We start from the raw sequence: 15953 nt of genomic DNA on the forward strand, positions 1-15953 counted from the left end.
GACGCCAACTCAGGCACTGGCTTCTTCGTCGGCATCTGCTGCTGTTGCAGCAGCCCAAATCACGACACCGAAGGCAATCTTGTTGACAAAGTCCGCCAAGTTGTAAATCAGGTTCAGTGTGTCTGCATTACCACCGGCGCCATACCCCCAGACATAACCGAGCGGGTAAATCGCCCAGCCAAAGGTCACGATCAGTCTGAGGGCGTTGAATGCTTTTTGGGATGCGATAGTGCCTTCCGCAGCGCTAATCTTGCTGGCTTCGCCTGCGAAAATCTCGTAAATGATGTACAGCCAGGCAGCAGTTCCAAGGACAAATAGGCCCCACAGCATATTGATGTTGTTGGAGTTCACCTCACCTAGGTACCCCGCTACCAGCATGATGACGGATGCGATCAGAAGCTTCCAGAAAAGCGCACTCCTTACGACCGCAATTGCAGCAAGGATGAGATAAAACTCGACGATCTGAAGAGGAACAGTGAGCAACCAGTCCACATATCTGAACACGGTTGGACTCTCGCCGGTCATGACCCACACTTCCCGCATGTAGAAATAGTGAATTGCGGCGATCCCTGTGACCATCGCTGCGACTGTGAGTGATGTTTTCCACTTGCCGGAAGCTCTATCGCGTTCGACCCAGAAGAAGAAAGTAGCTGCGACCATCGCTGCCGAGATAATCCAAAAGCTGACGCCCACGTAATCGGACGGGTTTAACATTAACATCTTTTCCATATCGCACCCCTTTAGGTGTTTGACACTTGTGTTGTCGGTACGCTTTGCGACGATGCTGGAGATCAGAATTGTACAAATTTTGACCATAAATCCAGGCCGAAGCTTTTTCTGCGGCGAAAAAAGCCTAATTTTCCTCATGTCGACGGGGCTGAGTTGACAGATGACCTCAAGCTTATCGATCCCGTGTTTATGTCTTGTCGAGTTATTCCAATCATTTCGCGTATGTCTGGATGGTTTGTTTGTCTTATTCCCGTCTCTATCTTTGACTCTAGACGTAGGTGAGAAGCGTCTAGCCGCGGATTTGCAGGGGAAGCCGCGCCCAACGACGTCAAGGATCTTTGCGCAGAATCTGCTGTCGTCGAAGAGCTCGTGACCTAGGCACTCGTGGAAAACCGTTTGCTAGAAAAGCGTGACCGGGGACGGGGGCGGTATGCGTGAGAATTGGCCACAGAGAAATATGGAATTATCCGTCTGTCGGATCAGTCCAGCCTGTCGGTCAAACACACACTGCTTCGCGTGTATCCGCACTGAGCTGCATTCTAGGCCTAGTTGAAACACTGCGGGGCCGTGGGTATTGATGTGCCTGAGGCTCGTAAATTTAGTCCACGGTCAGCCTAGAATAAACTGCTTGAGGAGGAACAGGGCGCCATTGTAGACCTGGCGCTGGAGAAAGCGGCACTTTCGCCTTGGGAAATTGCCTGCAACATATCGGCGAGTGTATAAATTAGTGCTAACGCAGGCGTTACCCTGAAATACTCAAAAATCTGACGCCAGCTGACAGACAGTATGGTCGCTGACGGCAGGTCCTGAATCGCCGTGAGGAGATTAAACTGTAGACCTTGGTGATGCGCTGAAAGATGCATTGTGCTGATCAGCCCAAACGACAGACACGGAAGTTCTGAAGTGCATCTCAAATCAGACCGCGATCTGTCCAGGGGGTTGTGACGACGTGCAATTGTTAGTGTTAGCTCTCTTTAACCCATGGTAACCAACGCAGTATCGGCGAGATTCTGCAAGCACTCCTCAATAGCTCCCAGGTGAACTAAGTACCAAGCTCCGAGATGTATTACTTGATATCGTTGAGCACTGACAAAATACCGCCAACGCAGTAAGGAACAAATAACGGCCCGTCGTAGCCAGGGTGCGAAATAGAAATACCGTATCCAAAAAGCTGGCCACCCACCAACCGGTGGATGCCATCCTTAGTAGTAGCCAGCCGGAAAGCTCAAAACAAACCCCAAATGATGACTAGATGTTTGTAACGTAAAGTCGCATTGTCCCGCCAAGATCATCTGTCGCTCCGGTAGATGCGTATTCAAACGCAGTGTCATGTGTCTTAAAGCGCCGTGCTAACGGGAGGGATCAAGTTGAGCAGAACCGTCAATAGTGAAGAGATTAAACGCTACAATCAGCTAGCGCACACGTGGTGGGATCCAACGGGTCCGATGTGGCCCCTGCACCGACTGAACGACGCACGCACTCCATTTGTCGAGCATACTATACGGACGAAATTACGCCCGGGAGCAAACATAGACAGACCGCTGGCAGGTCTCAAGCTGCTGGACATCGGCTGCGGGGCAGGACTTCTGTCTGAATCCATGGCTAAGCTCGGTGCAAGTGTCACGGCGGTCGACCCGGCCGAGCGCAATATCGACATAGCTCGATCTCACGCTCGATTGAGCGGATTAGACATCGATTATCGGTGTGCTGCGATAGAAGACATCGATGCGGAACCGTTCGATGTTGTGCTCAACATGGAGGTAGTTGAGCACGTGGAAGCGTTGCCCGATTTTATGGCTAAGTGCTGTTCGCTCACGGCGCGCGGGGGTTTGCACTTCGTCGCAACGATAAACCGGAATCTATTGTCGTGGTTGGTTGCTATCGTCGGGGCTGAGTATATTTTAGGCTGGTTACCTAAGGGTACCCATCAGTGGCGCAAATTCGTTACGCCAGAGGAAACCGCAGCGATGTTAGCTGGGGGAGATATGTCGATTGTTGAAAGGTGCGGCGTATTTGTTAATCCGGTTACTCGAGAGGTCAAGATAGGCAGCTTCACTGGCGTTAATTATATGGTCGCGGCAATGCGTCATAGCGGGTAATTCAGCCTTCCCTAGGTATTGGACAAGAGCGTGACATTCGCTGGTTTTCCTGAACTGCGCCAACGATTGGCGCGTAGCAATGATACCTACAGCAGAGGTATCCGCAGCATGCGCTATGAAGCCCCCCTCAACGACTTCTTGTTTTTATTGTTCGACGTTCTCGGCGTAGAACAACTACAACATCACGACAAATATGCTGAAGCTACACCCGATTTAATAGGCGCCATCCTGTCAGAGATGGGCAAATTTTCTGCCGACGTCATACAGCCTACAAACCAGGCCGGCGATATCCAAGGATGTACCCTTGATCCAGAGACTCACGATGTCACCACGCCAGAAACCTTCAAGAATGCATATACGAGCTTTGTCGAAGCGGGATGGACATCGCTGGATGCACCCGTTGAGTATGGTGGGCAAGGGTTGCCGCACGTGTTGAAATTTATTGTAGATGAGATGGTGTGTTCATCGAATATGGCATTTGGCATGTACGCAGGACTTACCCATGGGGCGATCAGCGCGCTGTTCGCGCATGGTTCCGATGAACTGAAAAGCATCTATCTGGAGAAGTTAGTGAGTGGAGAGTGGACAGGCACGATGTGTCTGACTGAGCCGCAATGCGGTTCAGATCTTGGCATGATTCGCACGCGGGCGACCCCCAGAGATAATGGGAGCTACAGTTTAGAAGGCAGTAAGATATGGATCACTGGCGGCGAACACGACCTTACCAGTAATATCGTACATCTTGTCTTGGCTAAGCTTCCCGGCGCGCCCGACACGAGTAAGGGTATTTCACTGTTCGTTGTCCCGAAGTTTCTAGAAAACGGAGAGCGCAATGGCGTCTATTGTGGTGGTCTTGAGCACAAGATGGGGATCAAGGGGTCCGCCACATGTGTAATGAATTTTGAGGGTGCGACAGGGTGGCTGGTCGGAGCGCCAAATGATGGGTTGCGAGCCATGTTTACGATGATGAACGAGGCGCGGTTGATGGTGGGAATGCAGGGCCTTGGGATCTCCGAAATGGCTTTCCAGGAAAGTTTGGGATTTGCGCTAGATCGCTTGCAGGGGCGAGCGCTGAGAGGGGCTGAGAACCCTGAAAGCCCCGCCGACCCTATCATCGTTCACCCTGACGTGCGACGCATGTTAGTCCGGCAGAAAGTTGTGAATGAAGGCATGCGCGCACTTGCCCTGTTCACTGGACATCAATTGGATATCTCTGTTTCACACCCTAACCAAGAAAGTCGGCAGGTCGCAGACGATATGGTCCAGCTGCTGACTCCAGTCGTTAAGGCGTTCCTGACTGACGAGGGATTTACTAATGCTAATCTGGGATTGCAGGTTTTAGGCGGGGCCGGATACACCAGCGACTGGCCGCTGGAGCAGTTGGTCCGCGATGCAAGAATCACTAAAATTTACGAGGGTACCAATGGCATACAAGCCATGGACCTCGTGGGCCGAAAGCTTGGCTTGGCCGGTGGTCGGGCGATCAGCGCTCTGTTTGCACTTATTGAGAATTTTATCACCGAGGATGAAGAAGTACCTCATGCCAAAGAGTTACGTGCAGCGCTTAACAGGTTGCAGGAAGCGACTTCTTGGATCGCTACAAATGGCGCGGTAGATCCTGACCAGGCAGGCGCAGTAGCGACACCGTACCTAAGGCTGATGGCTCTCACCGTGATCGCTTATTTGTGGTCACGTATGTCCGCGGTCGCGAGTAGAAAATCCGCTATGGGGGAGGGCACCCAGGCGCTCATGAATGGTAAGGTGCTCAGCGCACAGTTCTACTACGACAAGGTGTTGCCAGAGACAGAGGGATTGCTTACGGATATCCTCAGCGGCGAAGGGGGCATGATGGGTCTTAAGGAAGACTACTGGGCGGCGTGAGCCATTGATGGATCTGCAGGCTCCCTTAAAAGCGCTAGAAGGCTTTATCAAACTGCATAGTAAATCCGATGTGGGGTAGCACCGGGCAAAATAGGACTTGCGCTGGCGTGAGTGAGATCCGGGTCGAGTGTTCGAGCGGCAAATCACTGGCATCCCAAACCCTATTCTTCCGGGCCGTAACGATCGAGTGAGAGCTTCCCGGTTGTTTGCCCTGCGAATAGACTGCATCGGGATGCTTACGCATGCCAAAAGCGGTATGCCTACGTCAGGGCGGCCACATCATTTAAACTAGAATACAGAGAGTAGTTTCGTCTATAAAACACTCTGCAGCACGGTGCGGCTATAAGACAGTTTCAGACCCAGGCTATCAAAATATCTAAAAATGATAGTCTCGCACTACTAAAATCAATACAAAACTTGCAACACGATCCAATATTCCAGAGTACACATGACCCAGAAAACAGCCTTACTTTTAATTCAACTTGGGACGCCTGACAGTCCATCAACGAAAGATGTCAGGCGCTATTTACGAGAGTTTCTTAACGACCCGCGTGTTATAGACTTGCCATGGCTAGCAAGAAAAATTTTGGTCAACGGCGTTATCGTGCCGTTTAGAGCGCCCAAATCCGCCGAGATATATCAGGAGCTTTGGCAAAAGAGTGGAGGCTCATCTCCTCTCCTGTCCCATACTACCAACGTACAGGACCAGCTTCAGAAGCGGCTTCAAGGCGAGGTAGATGTCTACATGGCAATGCGCTATCAGAATCCCTCCCTGCGCACTGTTACCGAGGCGATGAAGGAAAAAAACTACGAACACATCATTATTTTACCGCTGTTTCCTCAATATGCCAGTGCATCAAGTGGTTCAGCGATAGCGTTAGCTACAAACTTGATAAGTGAGTGGTGGGCTATTCCTCAGATGTCAATCATCAATCAATTTTGGGACAACGAAGGCTACATCGATTCTATTGTTGCAAGAGCGAGTGATTTCAATCTGGCAGACTATGACCACATTTTATTCTCATATCATGGCTTGCCGGAGCGTCATGTTGACAAGGTCTATCCGGGGGATCAGCTTTGTAGGGATCAATTCTGTGAAGATGAGATCAATGGCACAAACGCACTTTGCTACAAAGCAACCAGTTACGCCACTACGAGGGAGCTCGCTAGAAAACTTAGGCTTACTCCCGAGCAATATACAGTTTGTTTTCAATCACGCCTCGATAAGGAATGGCTTACACCTTTCTCTGATGAAGTCGTAAGAGAGCTAGCCCAAAAAGGCTCACAAAAGATACTGGTGTTCAGTCCAGCATTCGTGGCGGACTGTCTAGAGACCGTGATTGAAATTGGAGATGAATATCAGGAAATACTCACTGAACACGGCGGTAAAACGGTGCAACTTGTTCCGAGTTGTAACGACCACCCCCGTTTTCTGGATGGTCTCGAAGAAATAGTGCGTCAGAAGATGTAAGCGTCGTCTGTTTGCTTCTGCTCCTGTTAAGGGGCTGTTTTATCCATAACTCTTTAGTCACTTATAGATACACATTCTTGTTTTGTGCCTCCAGATCTATGCGCTTGTCCGACAGACGGCAGGTAAAGCTCGTGTTGGTTTGCTACCGTTCGAGCTCCTTCAGTGGCTTATGGCGAGCGTTAAGTTAGTCAGATGGTAACTATGAGAGGTTGGGCAGTACAACAGCGCCGCAGTTTTGAGGGTGGTTCTCTGAAAACTAGCAGTTTTTGAGTCTTCTTAAGGATAAGGGCGAATCCACATGTTGGCGAAAGCTCCTTAGTCTACTTTACATAGGAGATACTGGTTTAGTGCGGCAAGGTGAGAGAGCTGTTACGAATAACCATAGTGTCGTTATGGTCCAGCTGCATTGCTACTATAGTTGCGTTGTGCGCCGCCAAAATCCACCATGCACCTTGAAACAGATTTAGGTAAGCTGACACAAACAACAGCAAAAATTGAATGACCATGGACTCTTCAGATCTGGCTTCTCTGATTACTCGCTACTATCTGGCGTTTTTTTTTAGTGCTGTTGCACTTTTTTATATAATGAGGGTGCTAAGACTTAAACGAAGAACATCAAGAGACATCATTTTTCCTGGAGATCGTTTCTGTCGTACATGGTGGAATCATTTCTTCTTCAGAGTATTCAGAGTCATCATTTGGCTGATTTGTGTATCTCGTGCTGTGTACTTTTCCGTTGATGAGCACCTGATTGTGTTTGAGTTTCTCTACCAGCCAATATTGCTTATCAGTGGCTGTATAATGCTTACAATTGGGTTTGTCATAACGGTTCGAATTCATTGTAACTACGGAGATCAATGGCGCTCAGGCATAGATCCAAACGGTCCAGATAAAATAATTACACATGGCTGGTACGGAATCTCCAGAAACCCAATGTTCTTGTCTATTGGGCTTGCGCAAACAGGATTCTTCTTCGCTCTCCCCTCAGCCTTCAGTCTAATATGTTTATGCTTTGGAGTGTGGACCCTTTTTCGTCAGGCCCATGCAGAGGAAAAACATCTAAAGCGCATTTTTCCAAATGAGTATTATATCTATGCCACCCATGTGCCACGATGGCTATAGGATGCTGAAATTACTCACAACGATAGGATGACTCTTAGTGGCTCGCGTATTCGACGCCTCAAGAATACTGCAATAGTTCTATAAAATTTCCACTTCTCGGTGTAGCTACCACACTATCCTGCAATCTAGCGCCTTTTCGCATCAGCCCATATCCTATTGCCTATAAAGTCCTCTTACAGGCACCGAGCCACTATATAGAGAGTTCACAGGAGATTCGCTAGTGAGCTCGCATCCTTCATGTTCCAGCGACTAATTGCTGAAGTCGCGGGTTCGGTCACGTACTTGAAATCCGCTCTCCATTTCGACAACTGTGGGTTCGGTAATTGCGTCGATCACGGCCGTTACATTTACCGATTCAACTGCTTGAGTTACGTATGTTTTGTAATAATAAATGGCATTCAATGTATCAGCTGCCGACGTCCACAGTGTGTAATCAGTGAATGGCACATCTTCATCTGCTTCACGGATGGCACCTTTGGGAATGTCGAAAACATTGAGGATATGAAACGCCTTGAAAATGGCCTCATCTACTGTTTCAGATGGAAGTGAACTGTTTGCAAAAGCCACCGCCCGCACAAACCGCGTCGGCGACGTCATGTCACCTGGCAGTCCGAGCATACCGCTGCCCTGCCCAAAAGGCGAAATGATCTCTGAGCCTACCTCTATCGCTTTCACGTTGCGTGGTTGGAGCCCTACATAATTACTTAGGTTCGTAAGATGCCAATCATAGGTCGGGTTGTTGGTCACAGCGTTTACAGTGTTCTGGTGTACTTTTAGTCCATCTTTAGTATATTCGATCACAACTGCTGCGCCTGTCCGATCTGTAACTGCATAGTGAAACGGAACTCGGCCACCTATCTCTTCAACGTAAGTACCAACCACTTCGATGGAAGGCAACGCGGCAACTACCTCGTCGACCGTGGCAAATTGGCCGAGAATCCAATTGCCCATTTCCTCAGAAGAAACGGCACGGTCGCGATTCTCTTCGCTAACGGTTCCAAATTCAGCCTCGCCAGCGAAATAGAAAGCACCATAGTAAAGTCCCTGTGTATTCATTCCGTCGAATACGATCGGCTTGTCGAGGCCGTTTGCACCAAGGAAGCCGTATTTCGCCTTGAATGTGAAGCCGGTTTTGTCTCTGTCCAGGACTAAGGTGTCGATTTCTGTGCCAGCCGGAATAGCGAGTAGGTTAGATTCTATATCGAAGGCAAATTCCATGGTCCGTGCTGGAACAGTTGCACCATCGTTTGAGCGTAAGATGATGCCCGTACATGCCAGCGCTGCTTGGCTGCCAAGAATCAATGCGATAATGACAAGAGCCAAAGTTTTCCCGTAGTTACGTTTCGAAATAAAAAGCATCGTTGTTCTCTCTTTGATTCAATCCGTCCAGCCTTGGTTCTGCGCAAAGCACCGGTCTAGAAAGGATCTCTATAAGTTTTGTTAAAACATTAGCTCAATTCTCAGGCTTTGGCCTGAGATTAGATCAAATAAATCGAGAAGATCGATCTTTTGAATCAAATCTAATCGCCTTCTAGCTACTACGGCGACTATGCTTAGGTAGCCCCTGCGTGCCTATCGACTGTTGATCCAGTGCTTAATCGGCAGTTGCTCATGAGAGACCTATTTTTACTAGTTTAGGCTCGAGGAGGTCTGAAAATGGCGGTACGGCGAACTGATCGGTGCCTGGCTATGTGGAGAGCAAATAGGCATTCTTGGGCTTCATGATGCCCTTGTGGGGTTTCACCCGGCAATTCTGAGAGCGGCCCTCTTTGATCCTATTACTGAAGCCAGGGCTGTTGTCGCTCATACCGCTGTCTTAAATTTTACTGCTCTCTCTGTTCAATTATGCAAACAAAAGCCCCGAAACTACAAGCACCGCTAGAGCACACAGTTTCGCTCCAAAATAGGGCAGACGCTGTTTTAGGCCGCATACCCGATAAATATTCCTCTCGCGCGGGATTTGGCGTAGGTCTAGTTGGATTTTGGGGCTACGCGTTGCGTGTAACCTGGAAACTGGCGAGACAGGGTTTGCGATTCTTGCGGCTGTGTAGCATGAGATTTGTCCGGAACTAGGCAATGGTAACGAGTGCGGTGGTTAATCTTCGTCCCTTTCCAGGACAAGCACTGGAAGACGGCGGGTTGTCGCCTTCTGGTAGCGAGCGTACTGCGGGTTAAAGCGTACGAGGTGTTTCCAGATAGCCGCCCGTTCCGCACCTTTTAACTCACGGGCGTTCATCGGACCAACATAACCCCGAAAAGTCGCGTAGCACTTGTGGTTGGCGCGCAGATTGTGGACCCAGGCCGGGTCGCGCTCCTGACCCCAGTTCGATCCCACCAATACAAGGTCGCGACCCATTGGCATGCACAGTGTTGCAATGGTGCGCAACTGACCGGAACGAGCGCCGGTGGTGTCGAGTAGGACTACTGATTGCAGGCCCGTGTTTAACCATCCCCTGGTAAGTCGCAGCAACGCCTTGTCAGTTGGGGGAACCGTCCTCTTCAAAACCGAAACGACGATGTCTGAAGCCAGGGCGTTTTTCAACAGGTCGGAGCGGATTAGTTCCATGATAAGTATCCTGGTGAATGTAATTTAATCTACGGATCGGCTGCATAGCCGGATTAGGCATCATGAAATCCCCTGTGATTCTCTACGATTTGCTTGGGGGCAGGCAAAAAGCGGACGAAGGCGCGAGGGTGCTCATTCGGCGTCTCCAGCATACTGTTTAGCGTCGACATCGCAGTCATCAAACCACAGATAATTATGAAGGTTAGCCCAATCACAGAGGTAAACGGTCTTGTCTCATGCGCTGTGCAATGCTTGCGGAGCCCCCGGGGAGGCGGTGAACCTTTTTGAGGACCGGGAGGTCTGTGCACATTTCGATGTCATTTGAATCGTATACTTTTTCACACGATGAGTAACCGGGGAAATAGGATGTGCAGAAACGTTATCTTTGGCGCCGTTTACACTGGGCTACTAAGCCTTTGGATGGTTGCTGGCGATTCTATAAGTATAGAAAGCTTGAGTGGGATATCGATAGTAACTGATCGTCCAGGAAATGGCCGTCGAGTCTGAAATGGTGGACGACGGTTCTTGTAGAGCTAGCCGTCACTGCTGACTGAGAGCTGGAATAACTCCCAACGAAAAGTGCCGATCTCCTAGGTATTGCGCTGATGGGTGTGCCTCGTGTGGCGGGCTGTGGTGTTGTGTTCCCTCCTAATAAGATAATCCAGAATTCTATCGATGACGTCTTGGTCTTCGATACGCGCGATGATTCCGGCAGATCCGCCACAGCGGATCCAGACTTCGATATCTATGTTGAATACTCATTTGAGTCGCTGGGCCCAGGTCATGGCATCGGTGTGCTCGTTGGGGACGAGCTACAGTCAAGCGCTGGTACTGTGCTCTAGCAAGCCCTGACGTTCGAGGCGGTGGTCGATTCGCTCGTTGATCAGCTGAACCAACTTCTCCAATTCGCCTTGGTTGGGTACCTTGACGCGTTGAACTCGGGGTGGCCTATTGTCGCGATACGCATAGACGCCATACAGAAACAAGCTTTGGGCTGCAACTCGATCGGTAATCCAATTTTTCCACACCGAAACTCTTTTTACGACGCAAACGTGATCGCTCCATGACCTACGCGACACTTACGCCGCCGCTTAATCGACCAATTTATTCTCTATTATCCGCCAAGTAGGTGAGGATGATGCTCCATATTCATCGTAGGTAAGGAACTCACGTGAGACAATGTCAAGGTCTCCATCCAAATCGTAGTCAACCGGCCACGTGCCCCCACCGACGTCACCAGATTTCAATCCTGGGATAACGTACTTTTCAAAGGCATCGCCGCTTGTTCGTAGCCACATAAATTGGGCGTCGGTCAGTATATCGTCACGACCATCGCCGTTGAAATCAGCCACGTATAGCCAGACTGGTGGGCCTGTATACGACTCGTCTACTCCATAAGTGTCGGTTCTATCCGTGAAAGTTCTGTCACCATTATTGATCAGAAATTGTAGGTGCCCGCCATCATATGTTCGTGATACTGAAAGTATTAGATCGGCCAGTCCGTCAAAGTTTAAATCGGTTGTGGCTATGGCAAGCGTATCGTACTGCTCGGCGCCGTCAACGACCAACTTTGGTAAGACCGTAACGTCGGCATCAAACTTCCCAGAACCATTATTCCAAAATACTTGATTCTGACCATCCTCATTCCAACTGCCGAATATAAGTTCTTCAGCCTCATCGCCATCGAGATCTGCCAACGCAACATCTAGCTTCCCCGTGGCTTGGTTAAGCTGGATAGCAGATGTATCTCGAGCGAAGTTGCCAAGACCGTCGTTAATAAGGATACGGAATTCCTCCTCAAGTCCTCCTAGTTCATTGAACAAATCCACCCAGACGATGTCAGGTGCACCATCTCCGCTTATATCACCGACATCTAGAGCATGACTGAACCCAGCGTATGTGAAGTCTGGATTATCACTCTCCGTCTCACTCAAAGGCTGACCGGGAGTGCTTTGCAGTATCAAGTTGCGCTCCATTTCATACGGTGGCACATCGAAACCATGACCTACGGCCACCATGTCATCCAAACCGTCCTGATTGAAGTCAGCAATCTCAATATGACGAGTGTGAACAAGGACAGCCGATTGAGGGATCAAGTCTGGATCACCCTCGGAGAAGGTGCCGTCTCCACCGTTATTGCGTAACCAGTAAAAAGGAACCTGTCTGTTCACGAAACCGTCATTTTCTGATCCGAGGTAGTATAATGGACCGTTGTCAACAATATCTGGAAAGCCATCTTGGTCTACGTCCATCACTGCTGGATCAACGTTTGAGAACAGCGGACTATCACGCCAGGACTTCGACGAGATCAACCTTACCCCAGTGTCCACCAGGGCGAAACTTGCCGGATTGAAGTCTCTCTCAAAGGTTGGCTCCAAGTAGAAGGTCTCATCACTCCCTAAAATACGCATTAAAGTCTCATTCTCACCGAAACCTGATGTAAAAAGCCTTACATCGACTGCGTCACTACCTCCAAAAAAACCCCGATCACGTTTCTTCCAACCCGTGAATGTAAAGCCATCCCGGGGTTGCGCTGCGAAGGTTTCATCGAAGAAAACGTCGTTCACCTCTACAATACAACTGTTCAATTCTCCACAGTCATAACTACCCGATTGTGAAATCACCGCCCCTCCCTCGGGCACGCTAACGACAACTCTGCAACCACTCAGAAAGAGCAGCAATACGCTGAAAATGAAAACACTGCGAAACATAGTTCTTGCAACCCCAAGATAGCTTCATTTTCTAAGAATCTACGAACAGGTTATATGCGTACGCCAGACCTTACAACCGCGATTCCACGTGTCTCCACAGATCGCTGCTCGTTCATACTTAATGCCGGCATATGAGTACGGAGGTGTCTTGGCTATACGCATTAGATTTTACTGTCAGATCTGATATAAATTTTAGATCAAGCTATCCTGTAGCGTTCAGAGAAGTGAAAACACGGCTCTTGTATGGACCTTGAAGTTCCCGAATTGGCTACTCAGTGTTTGAGAGAATCTCAGGAACCAGAAACGAGAGATCAAGCCGGCGCTATTTAAAAAGAAGATCCGAACCCGTGCTTGCTATTCAAGTAAATCTGGCGGGTTGAGCCTTCAGATAAAGATTTTTGTCAATTTACGGACGTTTCTCTTTACAGCACAATGATCGTAGCCAAGGCAAAACTGACAGACATCAGCGATAATCAGGATGACTGGCATAAGGTAGGGTGTATACCCCATCAGCTAAGTTCTGGCAGTGTAAAAGCGAGCGCAGCCACATTGCCCGGTTACTAACGGTCAGAATCCATATGTAGATCTATTGCGGCGTAACTGATAGAGCAATGCGATCAAACACCCGGCTGAACCGCGTATACCTCAGCTGGAAAATATCTGCGGAATCCGGCGACAGTTCTGCCCACGATTTATGCTAATCTCGGTGTCGTTTTAAGAATTGGAACATCTAATGTTAGGTGATGCTTCATATGCAGTTTTAAAAGGCGGCATACCAATGCTCGTGCTTTCTTTCGGTATGGTGTCATGGGCAATATACCGCGGGTGGCTATCGGGCGACAGTGTTAGTGAGATGCAAGAAAGTATTGCGGCTCTGGGCGAACACCAAAAGGATAGAAAGCGTCGACGTCGAATGAATCCTGTCATGGATAAGTGGTTTCAGTTCGGGGGAGGATTTTACGGCCTAGTGGCCTTTTACACCTGGCTGTTGCTCGAGTGGCCTGACGTTCAAACTTTCATCAGCAGCATGAGCGAACTGTTATTCAGCTTTGAAGCCGGTGCGGTTTTTCATGTTGTTCTGCAACTGTTCATCGACTCGCTGATCAATTTCGGGCTGGCGATCGCCTGGCCCGCTTATTGGCTGCAAGACAACCGCGGACCCTGGGAGTTTCTGTTCGTGGCTTACGGTGGGTATTGGCTAGGGATCAGAACAGCACAATATGCATGGCAACAGGGGTGGACGAAGGCAGCCGCTGAAGGCCTGCAGGCACGATGGAAATCGCTGATCGCCACCACCGACCGGGAGTAATGTCCAATGGGCAGTATGACGCGCGAGAGGCGAGAAGCATACTTAGCAGAGCACCGCATCGCCGTACTGGCGCTGAATGAGCAAAACAGCGAGCCACGGGCCGTGCCTGTTTGGTGTTGAGATGAACCGGATAGTGATCTTTAGTTTGAGACAAAACCTGAATCGCGTAGAAGTCGAGTACTGGCGGTCGATACGCGCGTTGGCTTCTGTTTACAGAAAACACAAATCTGATCGCCTATGTAAGCATTGAAGGGCCCGTTATAGAAATCGCCGAGGGTGATCGGCGGCTGGATGAGATCCAGATGGACCAGTGTTACCTGGGCGAAGGAAGAGGTCTAGCTTATACTTAGGGCTTGACGACTACCAGTCGGAACAGCCGATGGAGTGTTTTCGTGATTATTGAGCAAATTATTGATTTTTTAAAAGAAGCAGCGAAAATATTCTTAACTAAATTTGCTCAAATGCTATCCATATTTTCGATCGGCACCGGGGCCGCGGCTATTGCATGCTGGGTGTATGACGCGCCTATGAGCCTTTCTCTAGTTGGCGGCATAATGGCTCTTGGGATTTCATTAGGTGTTTATTGGTATTTGACCGAATGGTAGTGCCTTTAACAACTGCGATATCGCTTTTGCTGGCGGGTTTTTTTCGTGATTACCGCACTTGTTCATNCCGCGCTATTCGATCGCTGCCTGCCACTGCTCGTGCCAAAATTGCAGTAATGGTTCGTTACGCCCGATAATAAGATCGGCTCTTGACGCTGCAATACCCTGCTGACATTGGGGTGCTATTGCCAAGTCCTCATTCTCGAACACGTCGCCACCGAACTCATAAGCTAACCGTGCCTGATCCAGATCGCTCCCGGGTTTGCTAACACCTGCGTAAGTTACACGACAGTGACCGGGGTCTTTCCCGGGCTCCGCCCTTATCATTTGTGCGCCTAGCGCGTTGACCACAAACATCACCCCAGGATAGAGGGTGTAAGTACAAGAGCCCTGAAGTATACCCGGCCACGCACTTTCTTCTGTGTTACTCAGTTCGGAGATGGTTTGCAAGGGGAAGGCCCAGCGACTATGACGACCTATCACGTCAAACACCGCGTTGCTTTCCAGTAGCTTGGCAACACTGTTGCGATGCAGCGCCGCGAAGTGATAGCTCTCGAGGCTCAGATCTGTCACCAGTTTCCAGTTTGCTGCGACTTCAAATTCGCGTCTTTCGATCGCGCGGTACTCATGGAAACCGTATGATTTCAGCTCTTGCTGCAACCCGGCCGGCGCGTTGTCAAGATCGGCCTGAGGCATACCGGTTTGAAGCGTCACAAATACTACGCCGCACTGTTCAGAAACGGGCAGTGGTTGAAGTTTGAGCTGGTCTGCGTCGGTGCAGAAGTAACTATCACCAGGCCTGCCCTTCAGAGCGCCATCGTGATCATAGGCCCAGCCGTGAAATGGGCATACCAGTGAGCGGTTAGCGCCGCTACCATGACTGATCTGCGCGCCGCGGTGCCGGCAGGCGTTGATGAAGGCTCGTAATTGTCCTGCTGTGTTGCGCGTAAGCAGCACCGGCGTATCTAGTACAGTAATAGCCAGCGATGTTAGAGGCTCGGGCAGCTCACCTGAGAATGCCACAGGCTGTGGTGTATGGGTGAATAGTCTGTCACGCTCAAGTGCGTGGACAGCGGCGTCTAGTAAGATATCGCAAGACAGACGGGCCTCGCTGTCAGCAAGCTCTGTGGTCCCGTTCGTTACATGCGCGAGCAGGCGTCGGTTGAGAGCGGTAGCTGTTTCTCGGTTCACGATAGCGCCTCAGTTGGTTGGATGGCAGGCAGGGGCAATACTGTTCTATATTTCCCCAGATGGCCAGCCCGCGGGTGGGATACTGTCACAGTGGTTGCATGTGATTGCATATGGTTGGATGTCCGGGTTTGGCTGTCTCATCGCTTCGCTAACCTATGGCAGGACTATCGCGTTAATGATGCCTTGGAAGTCATATTGGCAGCCCATACAACCGTGGCGCTGTCGATTTTCACACTGCCATCCTAGTGTCGATAACAATCTCACTTTTC

11 protein-coding genes are annotated in these 15953 nt (G+C 49.8%); 6 read left to right on the top strand and 5 right to left on the bottom strand.

Annotated elements, in window-relative coordinates; all coding sequences use genetic code 11:
• Positions 1–9: 9 nt before the first annotated feature.
• Positions 10–729, bottom strand: a complete 720-nt coding sequence (locus tag A3709_RS09670) for a bacteriorhodopsin-like (RefSeq protein WP_369795140.1) — start codon at positions 727–729, stop codon at positions 10–12.
• A 1367-nt stretch (positions 730–2096) separates the two neighbouring features.
• Here A3709_RS09670 and ubiG point away from each other — a divergent pair.
• The 4 genes from ubiG to A3709_RS25000 all read left to right on the top strand — a co-directional run bounded on the left by ubiG (position 2097) and on the right by A3709_RS25000 (position 7302).
• Complete coding sequence (ubiG, locus tag A3709_RS09675; RefSeq protein ID WP_197484143.1) at positions 2097–2828, top strand: bifunctional 2-polyprenyl-6-hydroxyphenol methylase/3-demethylubiquinol 3-O-methyltransferase UbiG; 732 nt, start codon at positions 2097–2099, stop codon at positions 2826–2828.
• A gap of 30 nt (positions 2829–2858) precedes the next feature.
• Positions 2859–4709 (top strand): acyl-CoA dehydrogenase C-terminal domain-containing protein, encoded by a 1851-nt coding sequence (locus tag A3709_RS09680; protein WP_197484144.1) that lies wholly within the window; start codon positions 2859–2861, stop codon positions 4707–4709.
• A gap of 448 nt (positions 4710–5157) precedes the next feature.
• Positions 5158–6180, top strand: a complete 1023-nt coding sequence (gene hemH, locus A3709_RS09685; RefSeq protein WP_066053631.1) for a ferrochelatase — start codon at positions 5158–5160, stop codon at positions 6178–6180.
• A gap of 585 nt (positions 6181–6765) precedes the next feature.
• Positions 6766–7302, top strand: a complete 537-nt coding sequence (locus tag A3709_RS25000) for an isoprenylcysteine carboxylmethyltransferase family protein (RefSeq protein ID WP_369795145.1) — start codon at positions 6766–6768, stop codon at positions 7300–7302.
• Between the two features lie 249 nt (positions 7303–7551).
• Here A3709_RS25000 and A3709_RS09690 read toward each other — a convergent pair whose 3' ends face one another.
• The 3 genes from A3709_RS09690 to A3709_RS09705 form a co-directional block, all read right to left on the bottom strand.
• Entirely contained in the window at positions 7552–8661 is a 1110-nt protein-coding gene (locus A3709_RS09690; protein ID WP_066053635.1) for a linear amide C-N hydrolase, read from the bottom strand.
• 736 nt (positions 8662–9397) lie between these two features.
• Positions 9398–9868 (bottom strand): nitroreductase family deazaflavin-dependent oxidoreductase, encoded by a 471-nt coding sequence (locus A3709_RS09695; RefSeq protein WP_066053636.1) that lies wholly within the window; start codon positions 9866–9868, stop codon positions 9398–9400.
• 1091 nt (positions 9869–10959) lie between these two features.
• Positions 10960–12579 carry a VCBS repeat-containing protein gene (locus A3709_RS09705; RefSeq protein WP_066053641.1) on the bottom strand — a complete coding sequence of 540 codons (1620 nt, stop codon included), beginning with the start codon at positions 12577–12579 and terminating at the stop codon, positions 10960–10962.
• Positions 12580–13312: 733 nt separating this feature from the next.
• Between A3709_RS09705 and A3709_RS09710 the strand changes: the two genes are divergently transcribed.
• Both A3709_RS09710 and A3709_RS09715 read left to right on the top strand, forming a co-directional pair.
• Positions 13313–13888 (top strand): hypothetical protein, encoded by a 576-nt coding sequence (locus A3709_RS09710; protein WP_066053644.1) that lies wholly within the window; start codon positions 13313–13315, stop codon positions 13886–13888.
• A 392-nt stretch (positions 13889–14280) separates the two neighbouring features.
• Complete coding sequence (locus tag A3709_RS09715; protein ID WP_066053647.1) at positions 14281–14493, top strand: hypothetical protein; 213 nt, start codon at positions 14281–14283, stop codon at positions 14491–14493.
• Between the two features lie 72 nt (positions 14494–14565).
• Here A3709_RS09715 and A3709_RS09720 read toward each other — a convergent pair whose 3' ends face one another.
• The gene (locus A3709_RS09720; RefSeq protein WP_082850032.1) at positions 14566–15684 is read right to left on the bottom strand and encodes an aromatic ring-hydroxylating dioxygenase subunit alpha; all 1119 of its coding nucleotides are present in this window, start codon (positions 15682–15684) and stop codon (positions 14566–14568) included.
• Positions 15685–15953: the final 269 nt, after the last annotated feature.

It is taken from the genome of Halioglobus sp. HI00S01 (genome assembly GCF_001635445.1).
Lineage (GTDB): Bacteria > Pseudomonadota > Gammaproteobacteria > Pseudomonadales > Halieaceae > Halioglobus > Halioglobus japonicus.